The sequence below is a fragment of the Paenibacillus taichungensis genome (genome assembly GCF_047302525.1).
GTDB lineage: Bacteria > Bacillota > Bacilli > Paenibacillales > Paenibacillaceae > Paenibacillus > Paenibacillus taichungensis_B.
In genome coordinates this window covers 6,334,136-6,350,099 of sequence record NZ_CP168020.1, presented here as the reverse complement: position 1 = coordinate 6,350,099, position 15,964 = coordinate 6,334,136, and the positions used below count along the sequence as shown (strand labels likewise).

Sequence of the window (15,964 nt, the reverse complement as noted above, 5' to 3'; positions counted from 1 at the left end):
AAGGGAATGACGATCATGACTGTTATGAACATTGAGCGCGACTGGGATAACCTCAGCGTGCTGGAGAGAAACCGTGCGAAGAGTCGCTCATATTTTATTCCTCATTCCAATAAAGAAAGTGCTCTGAGCTATGACAGAGGAAGCTCTCCTTGGTTCAAATCGCTGAACGGTATTTGGAAGTTCCAATTTGCTGAGGGGCCGGATCTGGCACCCCCGGACTTTCATCAAAATGAATATGACACCTCAGGTTGGGATGATATTCGTGTTCCTGGCCACTGGCAGTTGCAAGGCTACGGAAATCCGCATTACACGGATCTCGACTACCCATTCCCTGTTGATCCTCCTCATGTACCTAACGATAATCCAACGGGTAGCTACGTAAGGGAATTTACGCTGCCAGACCATTGGGATGGAAGAGTTGTTTCACTTAAGTTCGACGGCGTAGATAGCGCCTTTCATGTATGGCTGAATGATTCATTTGTCGGCTACAGCCAAGGCAGCCGGCTGACATCAGAGTTCGATCTGACCCCTTACCTGCAGGCGGGAATTAACCGATTGGCGGTCCGGGTATACCAGTGGTCTGACGGTAGTTATTTGGAGGACCAGGATATGTGGTGGATGAGTGGCATTTTCCGGGATGTCTATCTGGTTTCCGAACCTTCGGCATCCCGCATTACAGATTATCGAATTGTAACGGAGTTAGATACAGAGTTTACCAATGCGGTACTGTCGGTCCGCTTAGACCTGGATGGAGAAGAAGTTCAGGGCAAGGTGCAGCTGCAACTGCTGAATAACGTTGGAGAGCAGACCCTGTCTGCTGAGAAAAATCTAAACCATCCTTCACATGTCGAGTTCAATCTGCCTGTGGCGAAGCCTTTTTTATGGAATGCTGAATCTCCTTATTTATATCATCTGATCATTTCAGTGGTCGATTCGAAGAATCAGGTTATAGAAACGATTGCCCAGCGAGTCGGGTTCCGCCGTGTGGAAGTCAAGGATGGACAGTTCTTGGTGAATGGAGTAGCGATCCTTCTCAAAGGAGTAAACCGGCATGACCATCATCCAGATACGGGGCGAACCGTTACGGTATCCACCATGCTCGAAGATATCCAGATGATGAAACAGCACAATATCAATGCCGTGCGGACGGCACATTATCCGAACGATCCGAGGTTCTATGATCTATGTGATGAGTATGGGTTATACGTTATGGAAGAGACGGACCTGGAGACACACGGCTTTGAGCCGCTGGGTAATATTTCACGACTTAGCGACGACCCCGCTTGGAAGGATGCTTATGTTGACCGCATCCGCCGTATGGTGGAGCGCGATAAAAATCACCCTTCCGTGATTTTCTGGTCACTTGGCAATGAATCGGGCTTCGGCTGCAATTTCCGTGCGATGTCTGAGTGGTGCAAAGCCAATGATTCCACACGTCTTATCCATTATGAAGAAGACCGTGAAGCGGAAGTATGTGATGTGGTGAGCACGATGTATTCCTCCGTGGAGAAAATGGAAGGATTCGGCCAGCTAACCGATCATCCGAAACCGCATATTCTATGCGAATTTGCCCATGCGATGGGTAATGGACCCGGAGGGTTACGGACGTATTTTGACACCTTTGATGCTTATCGGCGTCTTCAAGGCGGCTTTGTCTGGGAATGGATCGATCATGGGCTTAGCAGAAAATTAATCGATGGCAAGGCTGACTATGCTTACGGCGGAGATTACGGAGATGTACCAAATAACAGTAATTTTGTTATTGACGGACTTGTTCGCCCAGACCGCACCCCCTCTCCAGGACTCATTGAATATAAGAAAATCATCGAACCTGTGAGGGTCGAATTGATAGACGCAGGAAAGATTTGCGTAACGAATCGGTATGACTTTGTGACTTTAGATCATCTGCAGGTTCATTACAGTATCACGGCTGATGGAAGAACTGTTAACAGTGGTGTACTCGTGCTTTCGAAGATTGGTCCGGGTGATAGCGCAAACGTATTGATTCCAAACTTGAATTTGGCAGATCAACAGTCGATTCATCTCGAGCCGGGTACGGAGACGTGGCTGAATGTCGGATTCACGCTGGCAGCAGACTGCGCTTGGGCAGCACAGGGGCATGAGGTCGCTTGGGCGCAGTTTGCACTGCCGAATCATTCAACATCAGCCGTATCTCCCTCATCCCTGCTGTCTGTAGAGCAGAAATTATCGGTCACCGAAGAAGGACGAGAGCTAATCCTTGCGAATGACAGTTTCCGTATTTCTTTTAATCGTCTACGTGCAGGGGTCACGTCGCTTCGCTTGAACGGAAAGGAACTCATTCAACATGGACCACGACTGAATTTCTGGCGTGCTCCGATTGATAACGATATGTATGTGCTCCCGGATTGGCGCAAGGCACACCTCGATCGACTGACCGAGCGGATAGATAACTTCCACTGGGATCGATTGAATGAAACGTCCGTTCGTATAACTTGGACTTCACGTATAGCACCTCCTGTCTACGACTGGGGCTTCCGCTGCGAAACGTCCTATACGGTTACTGCAAGCGGACTAATCATTATAGACGTGAAGGGAATGCCGGAAGGAACACCACCCGCCATGCTGCCGAAAATCGGTCTTCAAATGGAAGTTCCCGGTGATATGGACCGTGTGAAATGGTATGGCCGCGGGCCGGGAGAGAGCTATTCGGATAGCCGGGAGGCCGGACGCTTCGGAGTATATCAGAGCAGTGTAGATGGACTGTTCACGTCGTATATCTATCCCCAAGAGAACGGAAATCGGACAGATGTTAGATGGATGTCGATAGTCGATGGAGCAGGAATTGGTCTGCTAGCGGCAGGAGTGCCAACGCTTGATTTCAGCGCCAGATGTTACACGGACGGTGATCTGGAGAAGGCGCAGCATATGAGCGATTTGACACCTCGTGATTTCATTACTCTGAATCTGGATTACCGACAGAATGGACTGGGAAGTAACAGCTGCGGCCCAGCACAGTCCCCTGAGAATACAGTTAAGCCGGAAGCGTTCCGGTTCCGCATCTTGCTTCAAGCGTATATGGCGGAGGATAGCGCTCCTACAAGGCTGAGCCGCCGAATGAGTACAGAAGCGATGCAATATGAAATGGAGGAAGATCAAGATGCTTAATACACAGGACGTTTTGAATTTATCTGGCAAGGTAGCTGTTGTTACTGGTGGGGCATCAGGCATTGGGCTTGCCACCGCCGGGCTTCTAGCGAGCTTCGGGGCACATGCTGTCTTGATTGACATTAATGAGGCGGCCGGTAACGAGGCCGTCGCCAGTATCCGTGAACAGGGCGGTCAGGCCAGCTTTTACTGCTGCAACGTAACCTCTGCTGCAGACTGCGAACGTACAGCCTCAGAGGTTAAATCAGCTCTTGGAGGGATTCATGTCCTGTTCAATAATGCAGGGGTTATCCGCCGCAAAACGGTTACCGAGTTGGATGAAAGAGATTGGGATCTTGTATTCGATGTCTCACTCAAAGGCGTCTTCCTCCTCTCTAAATATGTAATTCCCATTATGGAGCAAAGCGGCGGCGGTAGCATCATTAACACAGGTTCAGGTTGGGGACTGAAAGGTGGAGACCGCGCAGCAGCGTATTGCGCAGCAAAGGCAGGCGTTGTCAATCTGACACGTGCCATGGCTATCGACCATGGAGCGGCGAATATTCGAGTAAACTGTGTATCACCAGGGGATACGGATACACCACTCCTGCGTGACGAAGCGAAGCAGTTACAACAGGATGAGTCAGCATTTCTGGTTGCCTCTGCAGGAGGCAGACCTCTGGAACGTCTAGGTACACCGCGTGATATCGCGAATGCCGTATTGTTCCTAGCGAGTGACTTGTCCTCATGGGTAACAGGCAGTGTGCTCGTTGTTGACGGAGGCGGAATCGCTTAGCGCGGATAGAACTACTATTTTTTCAACATATGAACGGAGGCGTTAATTGTGGCTGACAACAAAACATATGCCCATCCCTATATTCCAAATACCGTTCCGGAGGTCCGGGACGCGATGCTGAAAGAAATTGGTCTCACGTCTATGGAGCAACTCCACGACGCGATCCCTGACAGCCTGAAGCTGAAGCGGGAGATGGACCTTCCGCCAGCCATGAACGAGCACGAACTGCGCCGACATATTGACGGACTATTAGCGAAGAACAAGTACAGTGGAGATTATCTTAATTTTCTGGGTGCAGGATGCTGGCAGCATTTCATCCCAGCTGTATGCGATGAGATCAATCAGCGTTCTGAATTCGTGACAGCCTATGCTGGAGAGCCTTACGAAGACCATGGTCGGTTCCAGGCCCTATTCGAATATCAGAGCCTGCTTGCCGAGCTCGTGGACATGGATGTCGTGAATGTTCCAACCTTTGACTGGGCTCAGGCGGCTTCCACCGCGATTCGGATGGCGGGGCGTATTACAGGGCGCAAAATCGTGCTGCTCCCGCGATCCGTAGACCCGGATAAGGCGGCGATTATTCGTAATTACTGCACTCCGGTCATGGATATCCAGTATGTTGACATCGATCAGGCAACAGGACGAATGGATCTGAATGATCTGCGTAGCAAATTAAGCGACGATATCGCGGCGATTTACTTTGAAAATCCCGGTTACCTTGGAATCATTGAGGATCAGGGTGCCGAGATATCTGAACTGGCTCATAAGATTAATGCCATTTCTATTGTAGGTGTTGATCCCATATCACTTGGAGTTCTGGAGCCTCCGGGCCGTTACGGGGCCGATATCATTTGCGGAGATTTACAGCCGCTGGGTATGCATATGAACTTTGGCGGTGGGCAGGCTGGCTTTATCGCAACACGTGATGAGGAAAAATACGTAATGGAATACCCTTCCCGGTTATTTGGTATCGTGCCAACCGAAGTGGAAGGCGAATATGGCTTCGGAGATGTTGCCTATGAACGTACTTCATTCGCTCTTCGGGAGAAAGGCAAGGAATCGGTAGGAACTCAGACCGCTTTATGGGGCATTACGGCAGGAGTATATCTGGCCCTCCTCGGTCCTTTCGGAATGCAGGAGGTTGGTAGCACCATTATCCAGAAATCGCATTACGCTGCAAAACAGATATCACGAATTCCAAGTGTGTCACTTCGCTTCGAAAATGGCACCTTTTTTAAAGAATTTGTTGTTGATTTTAATGATACAGGTCTAACTGTTGAGGAGATCAACCAGAGATTAATGGAGACAGGGATTTTCGGTGGTAAGGATTTGTCTTCATCCTACCCATCATGGGGTCAATGTGCACTGTACTGCGTCACGGAAACGCATACCCAGGCTGATTTGGACCGACTCGTCGATACTCTTCGTTCCATTGTCAGCACATCATAATGATCATATAGAGGAGGAATGAACGCCATGAAACGGATTCGCAGAGATCATAAGGTTCGCATGTTTCACCAAGCTAAATGGGATGAGCCCGTTATCTTTGAACTTCACCGGCCCGGAGAGCGGGGCGTCATCCCGCCGGGAACGGAAGCGGCTGTAGCTGCTGAAGTAGGCTCCGCAGAAGACAACATACCGGCATCCATGCGGCGGCGCAATATTCCCGCTTTGCCAGAAATCGGGCAGGCAAAGGTACTGCGGCATTATCTGAGATTATCCCAAGAAACGCTGGGATCGGATATGAACGTGGAGATTGGGCAGGGAACCTGCACGATGAAATATATTCCCCGGATTAACGAAATGCTTATCCGCAATCCACGTATGACCGAGCTTCATCCGCTGCAGGATGTGGATTCTGTTCAGGGGATGCTGGAGATATTCCACAATCTCGATCTGGCAATGCGAGAGATTTCGGGTATGGATGCGTTCTCCTTTCAGCCGAGTAGCGGAACCCAGGCACTTTTGGCTATGGCCTCCATCGTTCGCGCCTATCATGATTCGCGCGGTGATGGTGAACAACGTGACGAGATCATTACAACAATCTTCTCTCACCCCTCCCAGGCTGCTACAGCTGCCGTTAAGGGATATAAGATTATTACGTTGCATCCAGACGAGGATGGATTCCCGGACCTTGAGAAGCTGAAGAACGTTGTCTCCGAGCGGACAGCCGGATTTGTTGTAGCTAATCCGGAGGACACAGGCATCTACAACCATCGTATCCGCGAATTTACGGATGTGGTGCACGACGCTGGTGGTGTCTGCTACTATGATCAGGCTAACGCAAATGGCCTGCTCGGGATTACACGAGCGAAGGAAGCGGGTTTTGATATGTGCTTTTTCAATCTTCACAAAACCTTTGCTGCGCCCCATATGTGCGGCGGTCCTGCTACGGGCGCTCTCGGTGTGACGGAAGAATTGAAGAAGTTCATGCCCGGCCCTTTGGTGGATAAGAATAATGACGGACGTTATATCTTGAGAGATCAAACGGAAGTCAGCATCGGTAAGGTACGGAGTTTTCATGGTGTAGCCCAAACTGTACTCCGTTCCTACGCCTGGATTATGAGCCTCGGACCGGACGGTCTGAAGGATGTCGCTCAGGTGGCGGTACTGAATAACAACTATTTATATCATAAAATTGTTCAAATACGCGGAGCGAGTGCCCCGTATGTCCAAGGACGCCGTTTAGAACAGGTACGCTACAGCTGGAAACAGCTCACGGATGAGACTGGAGTGACCACGGAGGATATTACGCGGAGAATGTGTGACTTTGGCTTGCATTATTGGACCTCTCATCATCCATATATTGTTCCACAGCCGTTCACACTGGAGCCAACCGAATCCTATTCCAAGGAGGATCTCGACGAATATATCCATGCGCTGGAGCATATCTCGAATGAAGCCTATACTCAGCCAGATATCGTCAAATCGGCTCCGCATAATAGCACTGTGCATCGCAATGACGAATCATCTTTGGACGATCCGAAGCAATGGTGTATTACCTGGCGTGCATATTTGAAAAAAACACAGCCAGAGCTTCACTAACCACATTATCATGCACGCAGCACCTACTCGTATTGTTCTTATAGTGGAACATTAATATTACTCATTTTATAAATAGACATAAAAGTAAAGATGACCCTCAACACGCGTTGAGGGTCATTTTAATATACATTCTATCGCTTTCAGTTGGAGTATACACCGAATTTCTTATTCACTCAGCATGGACTGTGTGAAACTGATCCACTCCCGGGTTGCGAAGGACAAATATCGGTCCTTCCGCCAGATCATGCCGAGCTGCCACGGAATTACAGGCTCCACAACGGGAATAATGCGCACACGCATATGATCCACCTCACGGCAAATCGTCTCTGGCAGCAACGCCACACCCAGATTGGCCGCTACCATCGCACTGAGCAGATCCCACTGAGAGCTCTCATACACCACCCGGGGCTGGAATCCCGCATGCTGGCAGGCGACAATAATCCGGTCATGCAGCGCAAAGTCTTCCCGGAACAGTACAAAAGCGTCATGCTCCAGTTCACGCAGCGCGACCGACTCCTTGGCAGCGAGCGGATGCGACGGGTGTACGAGCAGATTCAGCTTCTCTTTTACAAAAACAAAATGATCCACCAGTTCATCCACCGTTGGCAATACCGCAACACCAATATCCAGTGCACCGCTGATGACATCGGCCTCCACTTTTTTCGCACCATCCTCGAATAGCTGAATGGTTACCTGCGGATAGGCTTTGTGAAATTCACCAATAATCATCGGGAAAAAGCTGGACCCCACCATCGGTGGCAAACCGATCCGCAGGTGTCCTTTCTTCAGATTCATCAGATCGTCCAACTCGGACGATAAGCTGCGAAATGACTTTTCAATCTCCAGCGCCTGCCGAAAAAAGACATGCCCTGCATCCGTCAGCGCTACCTTCTTGCCATAACGATCCAGAAGAGTTACGCCTAATTCATCTTCCAAGCTTTTGACTGTTTTGCTAATGGTCGGTTGTGTAATGAACAGCACTTCAGCCGCTTTGGTGAAGCTTTGCTGCCGAGCAACTTCCAGAAAATATTGCAAATGGCGGATATCCATCGTCTGATCCCCATCTCTCATAGATAAATGGAATGGTAAACATTCTTAATATGCATTTTACTCATGAAAGAATGCGATGTAAAATTTGTTATACAAAACAACGTTTCCATTCATTTTCATAAACAACTCAAAATTATCACGTTCATTATACAAGGAGGGATTGAAGTGAAGAAATGGGGCCTTGGCATTTTGCAAGTTGCGCTCTTGATGGCCTTTTCACTGCTCATGGACCAGTTGGCCCGTACTCTCCATCTACCTGTACCGGGTTCCATACTTGGTATGATTGTACTGTTCATTTTGCTTCAGACCCGGGTCGTGAAGCTGCGCTGGATCGAAATTGGAGCTGCCTGGCTGCTCGGTGAGCTGCTGCTCTTTTTCATCCCGTCAGCCGTCGGCATTATGAACTACATGCCCATGCTGGAACAAGACGGACTGCAAATTCTGTTTATTGTTCTGCTTAGCACATTTCTGGTCATGGCCTGCACAGGCCTTGTTGCCACCCGAATCGCCAAACGAAAGGAGCGTCACACCGGATGATTGGATTTCTCTGCCTACTGTTAACCGTCGGTATATACTGGGTCGCCAAACGCATGTATCGCAATCTGCCCAAAGTTTATCTGTCTCCGCTGCTGATTACGCCGCTTCTGGTGGTCGGCGTGCTGCTCGCTACAGGTACGGATTACGCAGCCTACAGCAGTGGTGGTAAATGGCTAAGTCTGCTGCTTCAACCGGCAACGGTGGCCTTCGCCATACCTCTCTATACGTTTTTCCATGTACTCAAAAAACATATTTCCGAGATCGTCTTCAGCGTTATGACGGGCTCCGTAGTGGCGGTCCTCTCTTCTGCCCTGCTCGCCAAATGGCTGCGCCTGGACTCCGGACTCATTCATAGTCTGATCCCGAGATCGATCACGACCCCTATTGCCATGAATGTATCGGCTACCATTGGAGGCATTCCGGCGGTTACGGCGGTTTTTGTCATCATGACCGGTCTGCTGGGGACGATTATGGGGCCATCCATTGTGAAAATGCTGCGTATTGATGGTGAGATTGCACGTGGAACGCTACTTGGAACCGGTGCCCATGGCACAGGTACATCCAAGGCATTTGAGCTCAGTTCACTGACAGGAACCATCTCCAGCATCTCCATGGTACTGGCCGCATTGTTCACATTGGCGGTTGCACCCGTGCTATCCAAACTTATTTTCCCATAATAGATGGAATTAACCCTATTTCTTGAAATATTATTGTTGTATTAAAGCCCTTTCTTCCTTACAATAAGGACAGGTTTTAATTGTGAATATTGCGGGGGAGATGCGATGAAAAGAACCGGAATGAAGAGATCTCTGGACCGCCTTGGACGAATAGTCCTTCCCAAAGAAATGCGGGATACGATGGAAATCCATATCGGCGATCCGCTCGAGTTTTTCATTGAAGGGAAAGAGTTGATTTTGAGAAAGTACAAATCAACATTGTGTATTTTTTGCGGTGATGTGGATACGGAAATGTATTTCAAAGAGCAATTCATCTGCCGGACTTGTGCAATTCAATTAAAACACCCGGATGACACTCCCGATTGGTTCGTTCCTCCAAACAAACAGGCTCCTGCACCCGTGGAGCGTCCTGCTACCGAATCCGCCACAGTCTCATCTCCCGCATGGGAAGAAGGGACTACAGCTGCCAACCATGAGTACCCGGACCTGCGGCCGAAGACGGCACGCATGCTGCAACAGATGAAGGAAATTGTTGAACAGAATCCTGGTTTGGCTCAACAGCAAATTGCGGAAAAGCTTGGCATTAGCCAAGGACGCGTCTCCCAACTTAAAAAACTACTATAATAGGAATTTATTCGATTATTTATTAATCAGGAGACCTTCCGTTTCAAGAAGTCCCGTTGCAAGAGAACCCTTTGAACTCCGTGGGTTCTTCTTTTTTTTATATTTATACGGTAATGGAAAGGAATGTTATGGATAAAATCCTCTATTTATCACAATTCAATCTGATGTCCTCCTTGTCCGAGGCAGACCTGATCGAAATGGACAGCATGACGTCCATCACGACCTTGGCCAGGAATACGCTGATCCAGACACCGGATACATTTGCGGAAGGTTTTTATTTTGTGAAAAAAGGGAAAGTCCGCCTGTACACATTATCGGAAGAAGGGAAACAGTTTACTCTCGATATTTTGAAAGAAGGGAATGTGTTTGGGGAAATGAACGGCATTTCACTTGGCACACGTTCCGTATATATCGAAACCATGGAGGAATGCGATATTTGCCTGATGAACAGGCATCGTTTTGAACAATTTCTGATTGAACACCCCGAGTTTATGATGAATCTGATGAAAGTACTCAGCGAGCGAATCAAGGGTATGAGTGAGTTAACACAGAAGCTGGCCCTGGGTAACCTGCATGACAAAATTATGCATAATCTTACTCGACTGGCGGATCAGATGGGGTGGGTGGAAGAAGAAGATTACTGTCGGATCAACCTTGTACTGACCCATCAGGAGATTGCCTGGATGGCTGGAGCCACGCGTGAGTCTGTCAGTGTTGCCCTGCAAGATCTCGTAAGGGTTGGCCGTATTCGTACCGGATTCAAATCCGTCGCCCTGCATCGTAATGAACTATCCGCTTCATGCACCGCTAACACCCAGTTGTAAGCCACATTACATCTCTAACCTGCTGCCAATTGTATCGTGTAGATGATGAATCCACATACATGCAAGGAGGAGTACGGCGATGGATGTACAGAAAAAACTGCATATACCCGAGGATGTTCTGCTTCGCAAAGGTGCCCGTAAAGGGATTGAGATCCCGGATCATATCCGCAACCTACTGCAATCGGGGCATATCGAATCAGTAAATTTGACGGAGTGGCTCGCCGTTGATCACATTCTCCTTTTTCAGCAGGTCGCTCATGAACGGGGAATGGATGCCGTCACCCGGGAAATGACGGAACAGTTAGCACAGATAAATGAGCAGCGGATCATGAAAATCATTCCGACTATCGCCGCGAACTGGCTCAACCTTCTGGAACGAATGGAGGAAAAGGAGCGAGTACGTCATTTTCGTTCCCTTGCAGAACACCGTTCAGACAGTGTACGCTGCTGGGCAGCCTATATCATCGGATTGGATTCCCGCTTAAGCCTGATTGAAAAACTGGATCGTATCCGTCCCTTTGCCGCAGATCATCACTTTGGTGTACGAGAAATTGCCTGGATGGCTGTTCGACAGCCGATTACAGCTGAATTGTCGGAAGCGCTCGCGTTTCTCATGGACTGGGCGATCGATCCCGACCCACTGGTTCGACGGTTTACCATAGAGTCGACAAGACCGCATGGTGTATGGTCCAAACATATTCAGGAGTTGAAAGAAAATCCTGCGATAGCTCTGCCTCTGCTGAACCATGTGAAATCGGATGCTCATAAATATGTACAGGACTCTGTCAGCAACTGGCTGAACGACGTTGCCAAAACCAACCCGGATTGGGTTCGCCAGGTATGCGACACCTGGATCCAGCAATCAGATACTAAGCATACGCTGCGGATCATCACACGTGGTCAAAGAAGCCTTTAATCTCAAAGCAGTCCTTTCGTGGGACAGCCCCTTCGACAATAAAAAAAGATGACTACCGCTCCATTGCAGTGGTCATCTTCTTCATATTGGAACATTCGAATCCAAATCGATCTCTTAGACCTGCACGAGATCGATATCCATTTCTTCTGCTTCCAGTTTACGCATGCCCATAATAAGGACGACAATGTTGGCAACCAGTAACACCGCTGGGAAAGGAACAGCCGCATATTGTCCGTAAATCAGATGACTTCCCACAGCCCCAATCAGAATGAACGTCAATACTCCTGAAGCCAGAATACGAGTACGTGGAATCAACAGGCCCACCGCACTGAGCAGCTCTACTGCACCAATGAGATACATCGTCCATGTAGGATAGGAGAACCCTTCGAAAGTCTGTACCATCATCTCTGCCCCACTAACCTTGTTAAAGCCTGCCATTACAAACATAGCTGCAAGCACAACCAACGCAATATATCCCAAAATTCTTAAGCCTTTGTTCATATGTATAATCCTCCTGAAAATGAATATCCAAATCCATCTGTTGTATAAAAAGCAATCTATGTAAAAGTTACAACGTAACTTTATTTTTAAAATTGGCAGTTTGCACTGCAAAAATGGTACGTGCTGATATTATACATATTAATAATCATTAACTTACTTTTATGAAGTGAGTATATAATAATAACATTATTTATTCAAGTAATTTTTTGACGAATAGTGTATAATACATACAAAAGGTATGTTACAGTACATTTCGTAGTAACATGTTGACTTCATTGTCCCTTACTTTGGTAGAGCGGCAGAAAGCCACGCACTTTTATATATACGAGGAAATCCATCAATACTTACTTGAATCGAGGTGAACACGTTGAAGCTGAGAAAAGTAAAATCGCCAAGTCCCTGTCTCATTACTCAAGCCATGGATATCATTGGTAAGAAATGGGTACTGCTCATCATGTACCAACTGTTATCCGGACCCAAACGATTCACAGAGCTGGAAGCAGAAATGGCGATTAGCGGTCGGTTATTATCCGAACGTCTGAAGGAAATGGAAATAGAAGGTATCGTAACCCGGCATATGTATCCTGAAATTCCGCCTCGCGTAGAGTACGAATTGACGCCCAAAGGCAGAGCCATTGAACCCGTCATTAATCAGATTTACAACTGGTCCTCAGACTGGTTGAAACAGCAGCAGTCTACTAAGTAGCCAGATTCTGATTCATTTACAACACAAAGACGCCTGAATTGAACTGATCTTCGGATCAGTCCAGATTCAGGCGTCTTTTTCACGGGCTTATATTTCTTGTTACATCATAATAAGGATTAATGCGAGAGATGTTTGGATGGCTGAAGCTGTACCGGCAATCCCGATTCTGCCGAAACCAATGCCGCCGTTGTAATTTCCTGTGTACGGCAGGCATCCGCATAATCGGACAAAATTCGTGAACGATCTCCGGTACGAAGGGCGTGAATGAACGCTTCATTTTCCCGCTCATACGGGTTGTGCCCTGCTGGAATCTCCAGACCTGCCATCACATGAGGGGCAGCACTTGGCAGAAGAAGACGTTCAGGCGTCCAATCCCAGACTCCGGCGTCCGTGTAGAACTGGAGCCCTGCGCCGCCTTCACCATCTGGCAGCAGGCAAGTGTTAGCAATGCTTGCGATCGCTCCACTCTCCAGCTTAAGCGTTACATTCGCCACATCAGCTACCGTGACATGTTCATGCTTCTCATGCATGCTGCGCTGGGCTGCTACAGCGTACACCTCTGTCACTTCACCAGCACAATACCGCAGCAAATCCACGATATGGGTCGTCTGTTCGACAAACTGCCCCCCGGAGCCTTCCTGGCGACGCCACCAGGCGACTCCTGGCATTCCGCCCATCCAGCGCCCAAGCGCCATGCCGACGGTCTGCTCTTTCATCGCTTCTTTCAGTACCTGTGCAGCCTCCTGATAACGGAAATGATAACCTACCGATGTCAACAATCCGGACTTCTGTACCTGATCCAGCACTTGGCGAGGAATATCCATGCCTGTACTCAGCGGTTTCTCCACCAGGAACGGGATACCCCGGCGAATTAATTCAGCTTCAATCGATCCGTGAGACATCGGAGGTACACAGATATAGACTGCATCCAGCTTTTCACCATCCAGCATATGTTCAAGTTCACCGTAGCCAACAGCATCATAGACGGAGGCCATGGCCTCCGCCTTCTCTAGCGTTGTTCCACAGACAGCTGCTACACGAACGCCTTCCATTCGTGCCAGAATATCTGCATGTACCTTGCTGAACCAACCTGTTCCAATGATTCCGATCTGTAAAGTCATAGATGTAGTCCCCTCTCCTTGTTACACGCTTACATGTTCCATTCGACCCCCAGATGCGAAATCCTGCATTAAATTTTGCCCGATGATTCCAAGAGCAACTGATCCAGTTCATTCGCAAACCGTATCGCTTGCTCCTCCCGCCAATCCAGGCGTTCAGCCATAAACTGAATAACCGCTGTCTTACACTGACGGACTTCGTCAATGCGGAAAAACAGGTCTCCGGTACGTCTCACAAAAAAGTCTGCCGGTGTCACAGCCATCTCCTCTTCGATGGCATAACGCAGCATCAGCAGCAGTCCCTGCCGCATGTCATGCAGCTCAGCCTTTGCCCGCGGATCAGGCATCCGCTCGTACAGTGCGTCCACATTGGAACCATATACTCGGGCTAATCGTTCCGCAGCAGATCGGTCGAGTCCAAGTGCGACGCCGTCCTTGATCTTGCGTTCAGTATACGTGCCAAATCCAGTGGAACCGCCAACATGGCCTCCAGAGATTGGCATCTCTTTCGTTATACATGGTCCAACGGATCTCCCCGTCTCCTGCTCCAATTGGCGAGCAGCGAGATCAACAACCATCTCGGCCATTTTGCGGTATCCGGTTAATTTCCCCCCAGCAATCGTGATCAACCCCGAAGGGGCTACCCACACTTCATCCTTGCGCGAAATTTCGGAGGGTCCTTTACCCTCCTCATGGATCAAGGGACGTACTCCCGCCCAACCGGACTCCACATCCTCGGCACGAATCCGAACGTCCGGGAACATGCCGTTGACGGCATCGATGACATAATCCCGGTCTGCCTCGGAGATTAACGGGTGTACGGGATCATCTTCGAAGACGGTATCTGTGGTTCCTACATAGGTTTTCCCATCCCGCGGGACAGCAAAGACCATTCGTCCATCCGGTGTATCAAAATATACAGCCTGCCTTAACGGGAAACGCGTACCGTCGAATACCAGATGAATACCTTTCGTCATTTGCAACGTTTTGCCTTGGCGGGACCCATCGATCTTGCGCAGCTCATCCACCCATGGACCGGAAGCATTAATCACTTTGGTTGCCCGCAGATCATAAGATTGACCACTGATCTGGTCCACAGCCTGAATACCTGTAATAACCCCATTCTCCTTCAGGAATTCTGCTGCCTTCACATAGTTCACGGCCTGTGCACCGCGCTGTACCGCTTCCTTCATCACTTCAATGGTAAGCCGGGCATCGTCCGTGCGGTATTCCACATAACGTCCACCACCCAGCAGTCCGTCCTTGCGCAGCAAAGGCTCACTGTCTGAGACGGCTCCGGCATTTAACATTTGGCGTCGTTCACTACGCTTCACTCCGGCAAGCCGGTCATACACCATCAGGCCAATGGACGTGCTGAAGCGGCCAAAGGTACCCGCCGTATAGATGGGGAGCAGCATCGGTTCAGGTGTCGTCACATGCGGCCCATTCTCGTACACAACTGCTCGCTCCCGTCCCACCTCAGCCACCATTTTCACTTCGAACTGCTTCAGATACCGCAGACCGCCATGCACCAGTTTGGTCGAACGACTGGATGTGCCTGCCGCAAAATCCTGCATTTCCACCAGTGCTGTCTTCAATCCGCGGGAAGCTGCATCCAGCGCAATCCCGGCTCCCGTGATTCCCCCACCAATAATCAATATGTCAAAATGTGCATTCGCCATCCGATCCAGATATTCGGTACGCTTTTCCGCCGAGAACGATGTTGTCATCCCGATTCCTCCCATTGATTACCTTTGTTATACCCACAAAAGCACAAAAAAAAGACCACGTCATTCGCTTCAGCAATTGCTGAGCGGTACGTGGTCTCTCCCGATCTCCAGACATCATTTTTTAACTTGTGAGTTAATCCTATCACACATTTAAGGCGGCGTGAAGGCCTGAAATGACACATTATTCAAAAAAAATTCAAAAAGTTGTTCTGCCTGAGGATGGAATTTCAAACTGATCCACTAATCATTTATTTTCCCTTATAGTGGGTATATATTTTCTCTTCTCCAGGAAAATAACCCCTGTAAGTTATGCA

The 15,964-nt window shown here is 48.9% G+C and carries 14 protein-coding genes; 10 read left to right on the top strand and 4 right to left on the bottom strand.

All coding sequences use genetic code 11. The features are described 5' to 3' along the window. Positions 1 to 15 precede the first annotated feature (15 nt). Genes ACDJ58_RS28885 through gcvPB form a run of 4 tightly spaced genes read left to right on the top strand, consistent with a single transcriptional unit; the run spans position 16 to position 6,967 of the window. Positions 16 to 3,147, top strand: coding sequence for a glycoside hydrolase family 2 TIM barrel-domain containing protein (locus tag ACDJ58_RS28885; RefSeq protein ID WP_413374158.1), 3,132 nt, complete (start codon positions 16 to 18; stop codon positions 3,145 to 3,147). Then, positions 3,140 to 3,922, top strand: coding sequence for an SDR family NAD(P)-dependent oxidoreductase (locus ACDJ58_RS28880; RefSeq protein WP_413374157.1), 783 nt, complete (start codon positions 3,140 to 3,142; stop codon positions 3,920 to 3,922). The genes ACDJ58_RS28885 and ACDJ58_RS28880 overlap by 8 nt, the downstream gene beginning before the upstream one ends. 48 nt (positions 3,923 to 3,970) lie before the next feature. Then, the gene (gcvPA, locus tag ACDJ58_RS28875) at positions 3,971 to 5,371 is read left to right on the top strand and encodes an aminomethyl-transferring glycine dehydrogenase subunit GcvPA (RefSeq protein WP_413374156.1); all 1,401 of its coding nucleotides are present in this window, start codon (positions 3,971 to 3,973) and stop codon (positions 5,369 to 5,371) included. A gap of 27 nt (positions 5,372 to 5,398) precedes the next feature. After that, positions 5,399 to 6,967, top strand: a complete 1,569-nt coding sequence (gcvPB, locus tag ACDJ58_RS28870; protein ID WP_413374155.1) for an aminomethyl-transferring glycine dehydrogenase subunit GcvPB — start codon at positions 5,399 to 5,401, stop codon at positions 6,965 to 6,967. A gap of 165 nt (positions 6,968 to 7,132) precedes the next feature. On the opposite strand, the gene cidR is transcribed toward gcvPB, so the two are convergent. Further along, a complete protein-coding gene (gene cidR / locus ACDJ58_RS28865) occupies positions 7,133 to 8,017 on the bottom strand; it encodes a cidABC operon transcriptional activator CidR (RefSeq protein ID WP_413374154.1) in 885 nt (294 codons plus the stop codon). 165 nt (positions 8,018 to 8,182) lie between these two features. On the opposite strand from cidR, the gene ACDJ58_RS28860 reads away from it, so the two are divergent. From ACDJ58_RS28860 to ACDJ58_RS28840, 5 genes are all read left to right on the top strand, one after another. Then, positions 8,183 to 8,554 carry a CidA/LrgA family protein gene (locus ACDJ58_RS28860; RefSeq protein ID WP_413374152.1) on the top strand — a complete coding sequence of 124 codons (372 nt, stop codon included), beginning with the start codon at positions 8,183 to 8,185 and terminating at the stop codon, positions 8,552 to 8,554. Further along, positions 8,551 to 9,231 (top strand): CidB/LrgB family autolysis modulator, encoded by a 681-nt coding sequence (locus ACDJ58_RS28855; protein WP_413374151.1) that lies wholly within the window; start codon positions 8,551 to 8,553, stop codon positions 9,229 to 9,231. Before ACDJ58_RS28860 ends, ACDJ58_RS28855 begins: the two co-directional genes overlap by 4 nt. Positions 9,232 to 9,336: 105 nt before the next feature. Beyond that, the gene (locus ACDJ58_RS28850) at positions 9,337 to 9,855 is read left to right on the top strand and encodes an AbrB/MazE/SpoVT family DNA-binding domain-containing protein (RefSeq protein ID WP_064641751.1); all 519 of its coding nucleotides are present in this window, start codon (positions 9,337 to 9,339) and stop codon (positions 9,853 to 9,855) included. 128 nt (positions 9,856 to 9,983) lie between these two features. After that, positions 9,984 to 10,679: a Crp/Fnr family transcriptional regulator gene (locus ACDJ58_RS28845; protein ID WP_413374150.1), complete on the top strand. Its 696-nt coding sequence runs from the start codon at positions 9,984 to 9,986 to the stop codon at positions 10,677 to 10,679. Between the two features lie 79 nt (positions 10,680 to 10,758). Next, complete coding sequence (locus ACDJ58_RS28840; RefSeq protein WP_413374149.1) at positions 10,759 to 11,595, top strand: DNA alkylation repair protein; 837 nt, start codon at positions 10,759 to 10,761, stop codon at positions 11,593 to 11,595. Between the two features lie 114 nt (positions 11,596 to 11,709). Here the strand turns inward: ACDJ58_RS28840 and ACDJ58_RS28835 are convergent, their stop codons facing one another. Then, complete coding sequence (locus ACDJ58_RS28835; RefSeq protein ID WP_413374148.1) at positions 11,710 to 12,096, bottom strand: DoxX family protein; 387 nt, start codon at positions 12,094 to 12,096, stop codon at positions 11,710 to 11,712. Between the two features lie 418 nt (positions 12,097 to 12,514). Here ACDJ58_RS28835 and ACDJ58_RS28830 point away from each other — a divergent pair, with 418 nt between their 5' ends. Continuing rightward, entirely contained in the window at positions 12,515 to 12,802 is a 288-nt protein-coding gene (locus ACDJ58_RS28830) for a winged helix-turn-helix transcriptional regulator (RefSeq protein WP_413379873.1), read from the top strand. Positions 12,803 to 12,918: 116 nt separating this feature from the next. On the opposite strand, the gene ACDJ58_RS28825 is transcribed toward ACDJ58_RS28830, so the two are convergent. Together ACDJ58_RS28825 and ACDJ58_RS28820 are read right to left on the bottom strand one after the other, a co-directional pair. Beyond that, complete coding sequence (locus tag ACDJ58_RS28825; RefSeq protein WP_413374147.1) at positions 12,919 to 13,923, bottom strand: Gfo/Idh/MocA family protein; 1,005 nt, start codon at positions 13,921 to 13,923, stop codon at positions 12,919 to 12,921. Between the two features lie 68 nt (positions 13,924 to 13,991). Further along, the gene (locus ACDJ58_RS28820; protein WP_413374146.1) at positions 13,992 to 15,650 is read right to left on the bottom strand and encodes a glycerol-3-phosphate dehydrogenase/oxidase; all 1,659 of its coding nucleotides are present in this window, start codon (positions 15,648 to 15,650) and stop codon (positions 13,992 to 13,994) included. Positions 15,651 to 15,964: the final 314 nt, after the last annotated feature.

Coding starts and splice junctions, on each gene's coding strand:
- ACDJ58_RS28885 (WP_413374158.1), top strand. CDS start 16: ATGACTGTTATGAACATTGAGCGCGACTGGGATAACCTCAGCGTGCTG.
- ACDJ58_RS28880 (WP_413374157.1), top strand. CDS start 3,140: ATGCTTAATACACAGGACGTTTTGAATTTATCTGGCAAGGTAGCTGTT.
- gcvPB (WP_413374155.1), top strand. CDS start 5,399: ATGAAACGGATTCGCAGAGATCATAAGGTTCGCATGTTTCACCAAGCT.
- cidR (WP_413374154.1), bottom strand. CDS start 8,017: ATGGATATCCGCCATTTGCAATATTTTCTGGAAGTTGCTCGGCAGCAA.
- ACDJ58_RS28855 (WP_413374151.1), top strand. CDS start 8,551: ATGATTGGATTTCTCTGCCTACTGTTAACCGTCGGTATATACTGGGTC.
- ACDJ58_RS28850 (WP_064641751.1), top strand. CDS start 9,337: ATGAAAAGAACCGGAATGAAGAGATCTCTGGACCGCCTTGGACGAATA.
- ACDJ58_RS28845 (WP_413374150.1), top strand. CDS start 9,984: ATGGATAAAATCCTCTATTTATCACAATTCAATCTGATGTCCTCCTTG.
- ACDJ58_RS28840 (WP_413374149.1), top strand. CDS start 10,759: ATGGATGTACAGAAAAAACTGCATATACCCGAGGATGTTCTGCTTCGC.
- ACDJ58_RS28835 (WP_413374148.1), bottom strand. CDS start 12,096: ATGAACAAAGGCTTAAGAATTTTGGGATATATTGCGTTGGTTGTGCTT.
- ACDJ58_RS28830 (WP_413379873.1), top strand. CDS start 12,515: ATGGATATCATTGGTAAGAAATGGGTACTGCTCATCATGTACCAACTG.
- ACDJ58_RS28825 (WP_413374147.1), bottom strand. CDS start 13,923: ATGACTTTACAGATCGGAATCATTGGAACAGGTTGGTTCAGCAAGGTA.
- ACDJ58_RS28820 (WP_413374146.1), bottom strand. CDS start 15,650: ATGACAACATCGTTCTCGGCGGAAAAGCGTACCGAATATCTGGATCGG.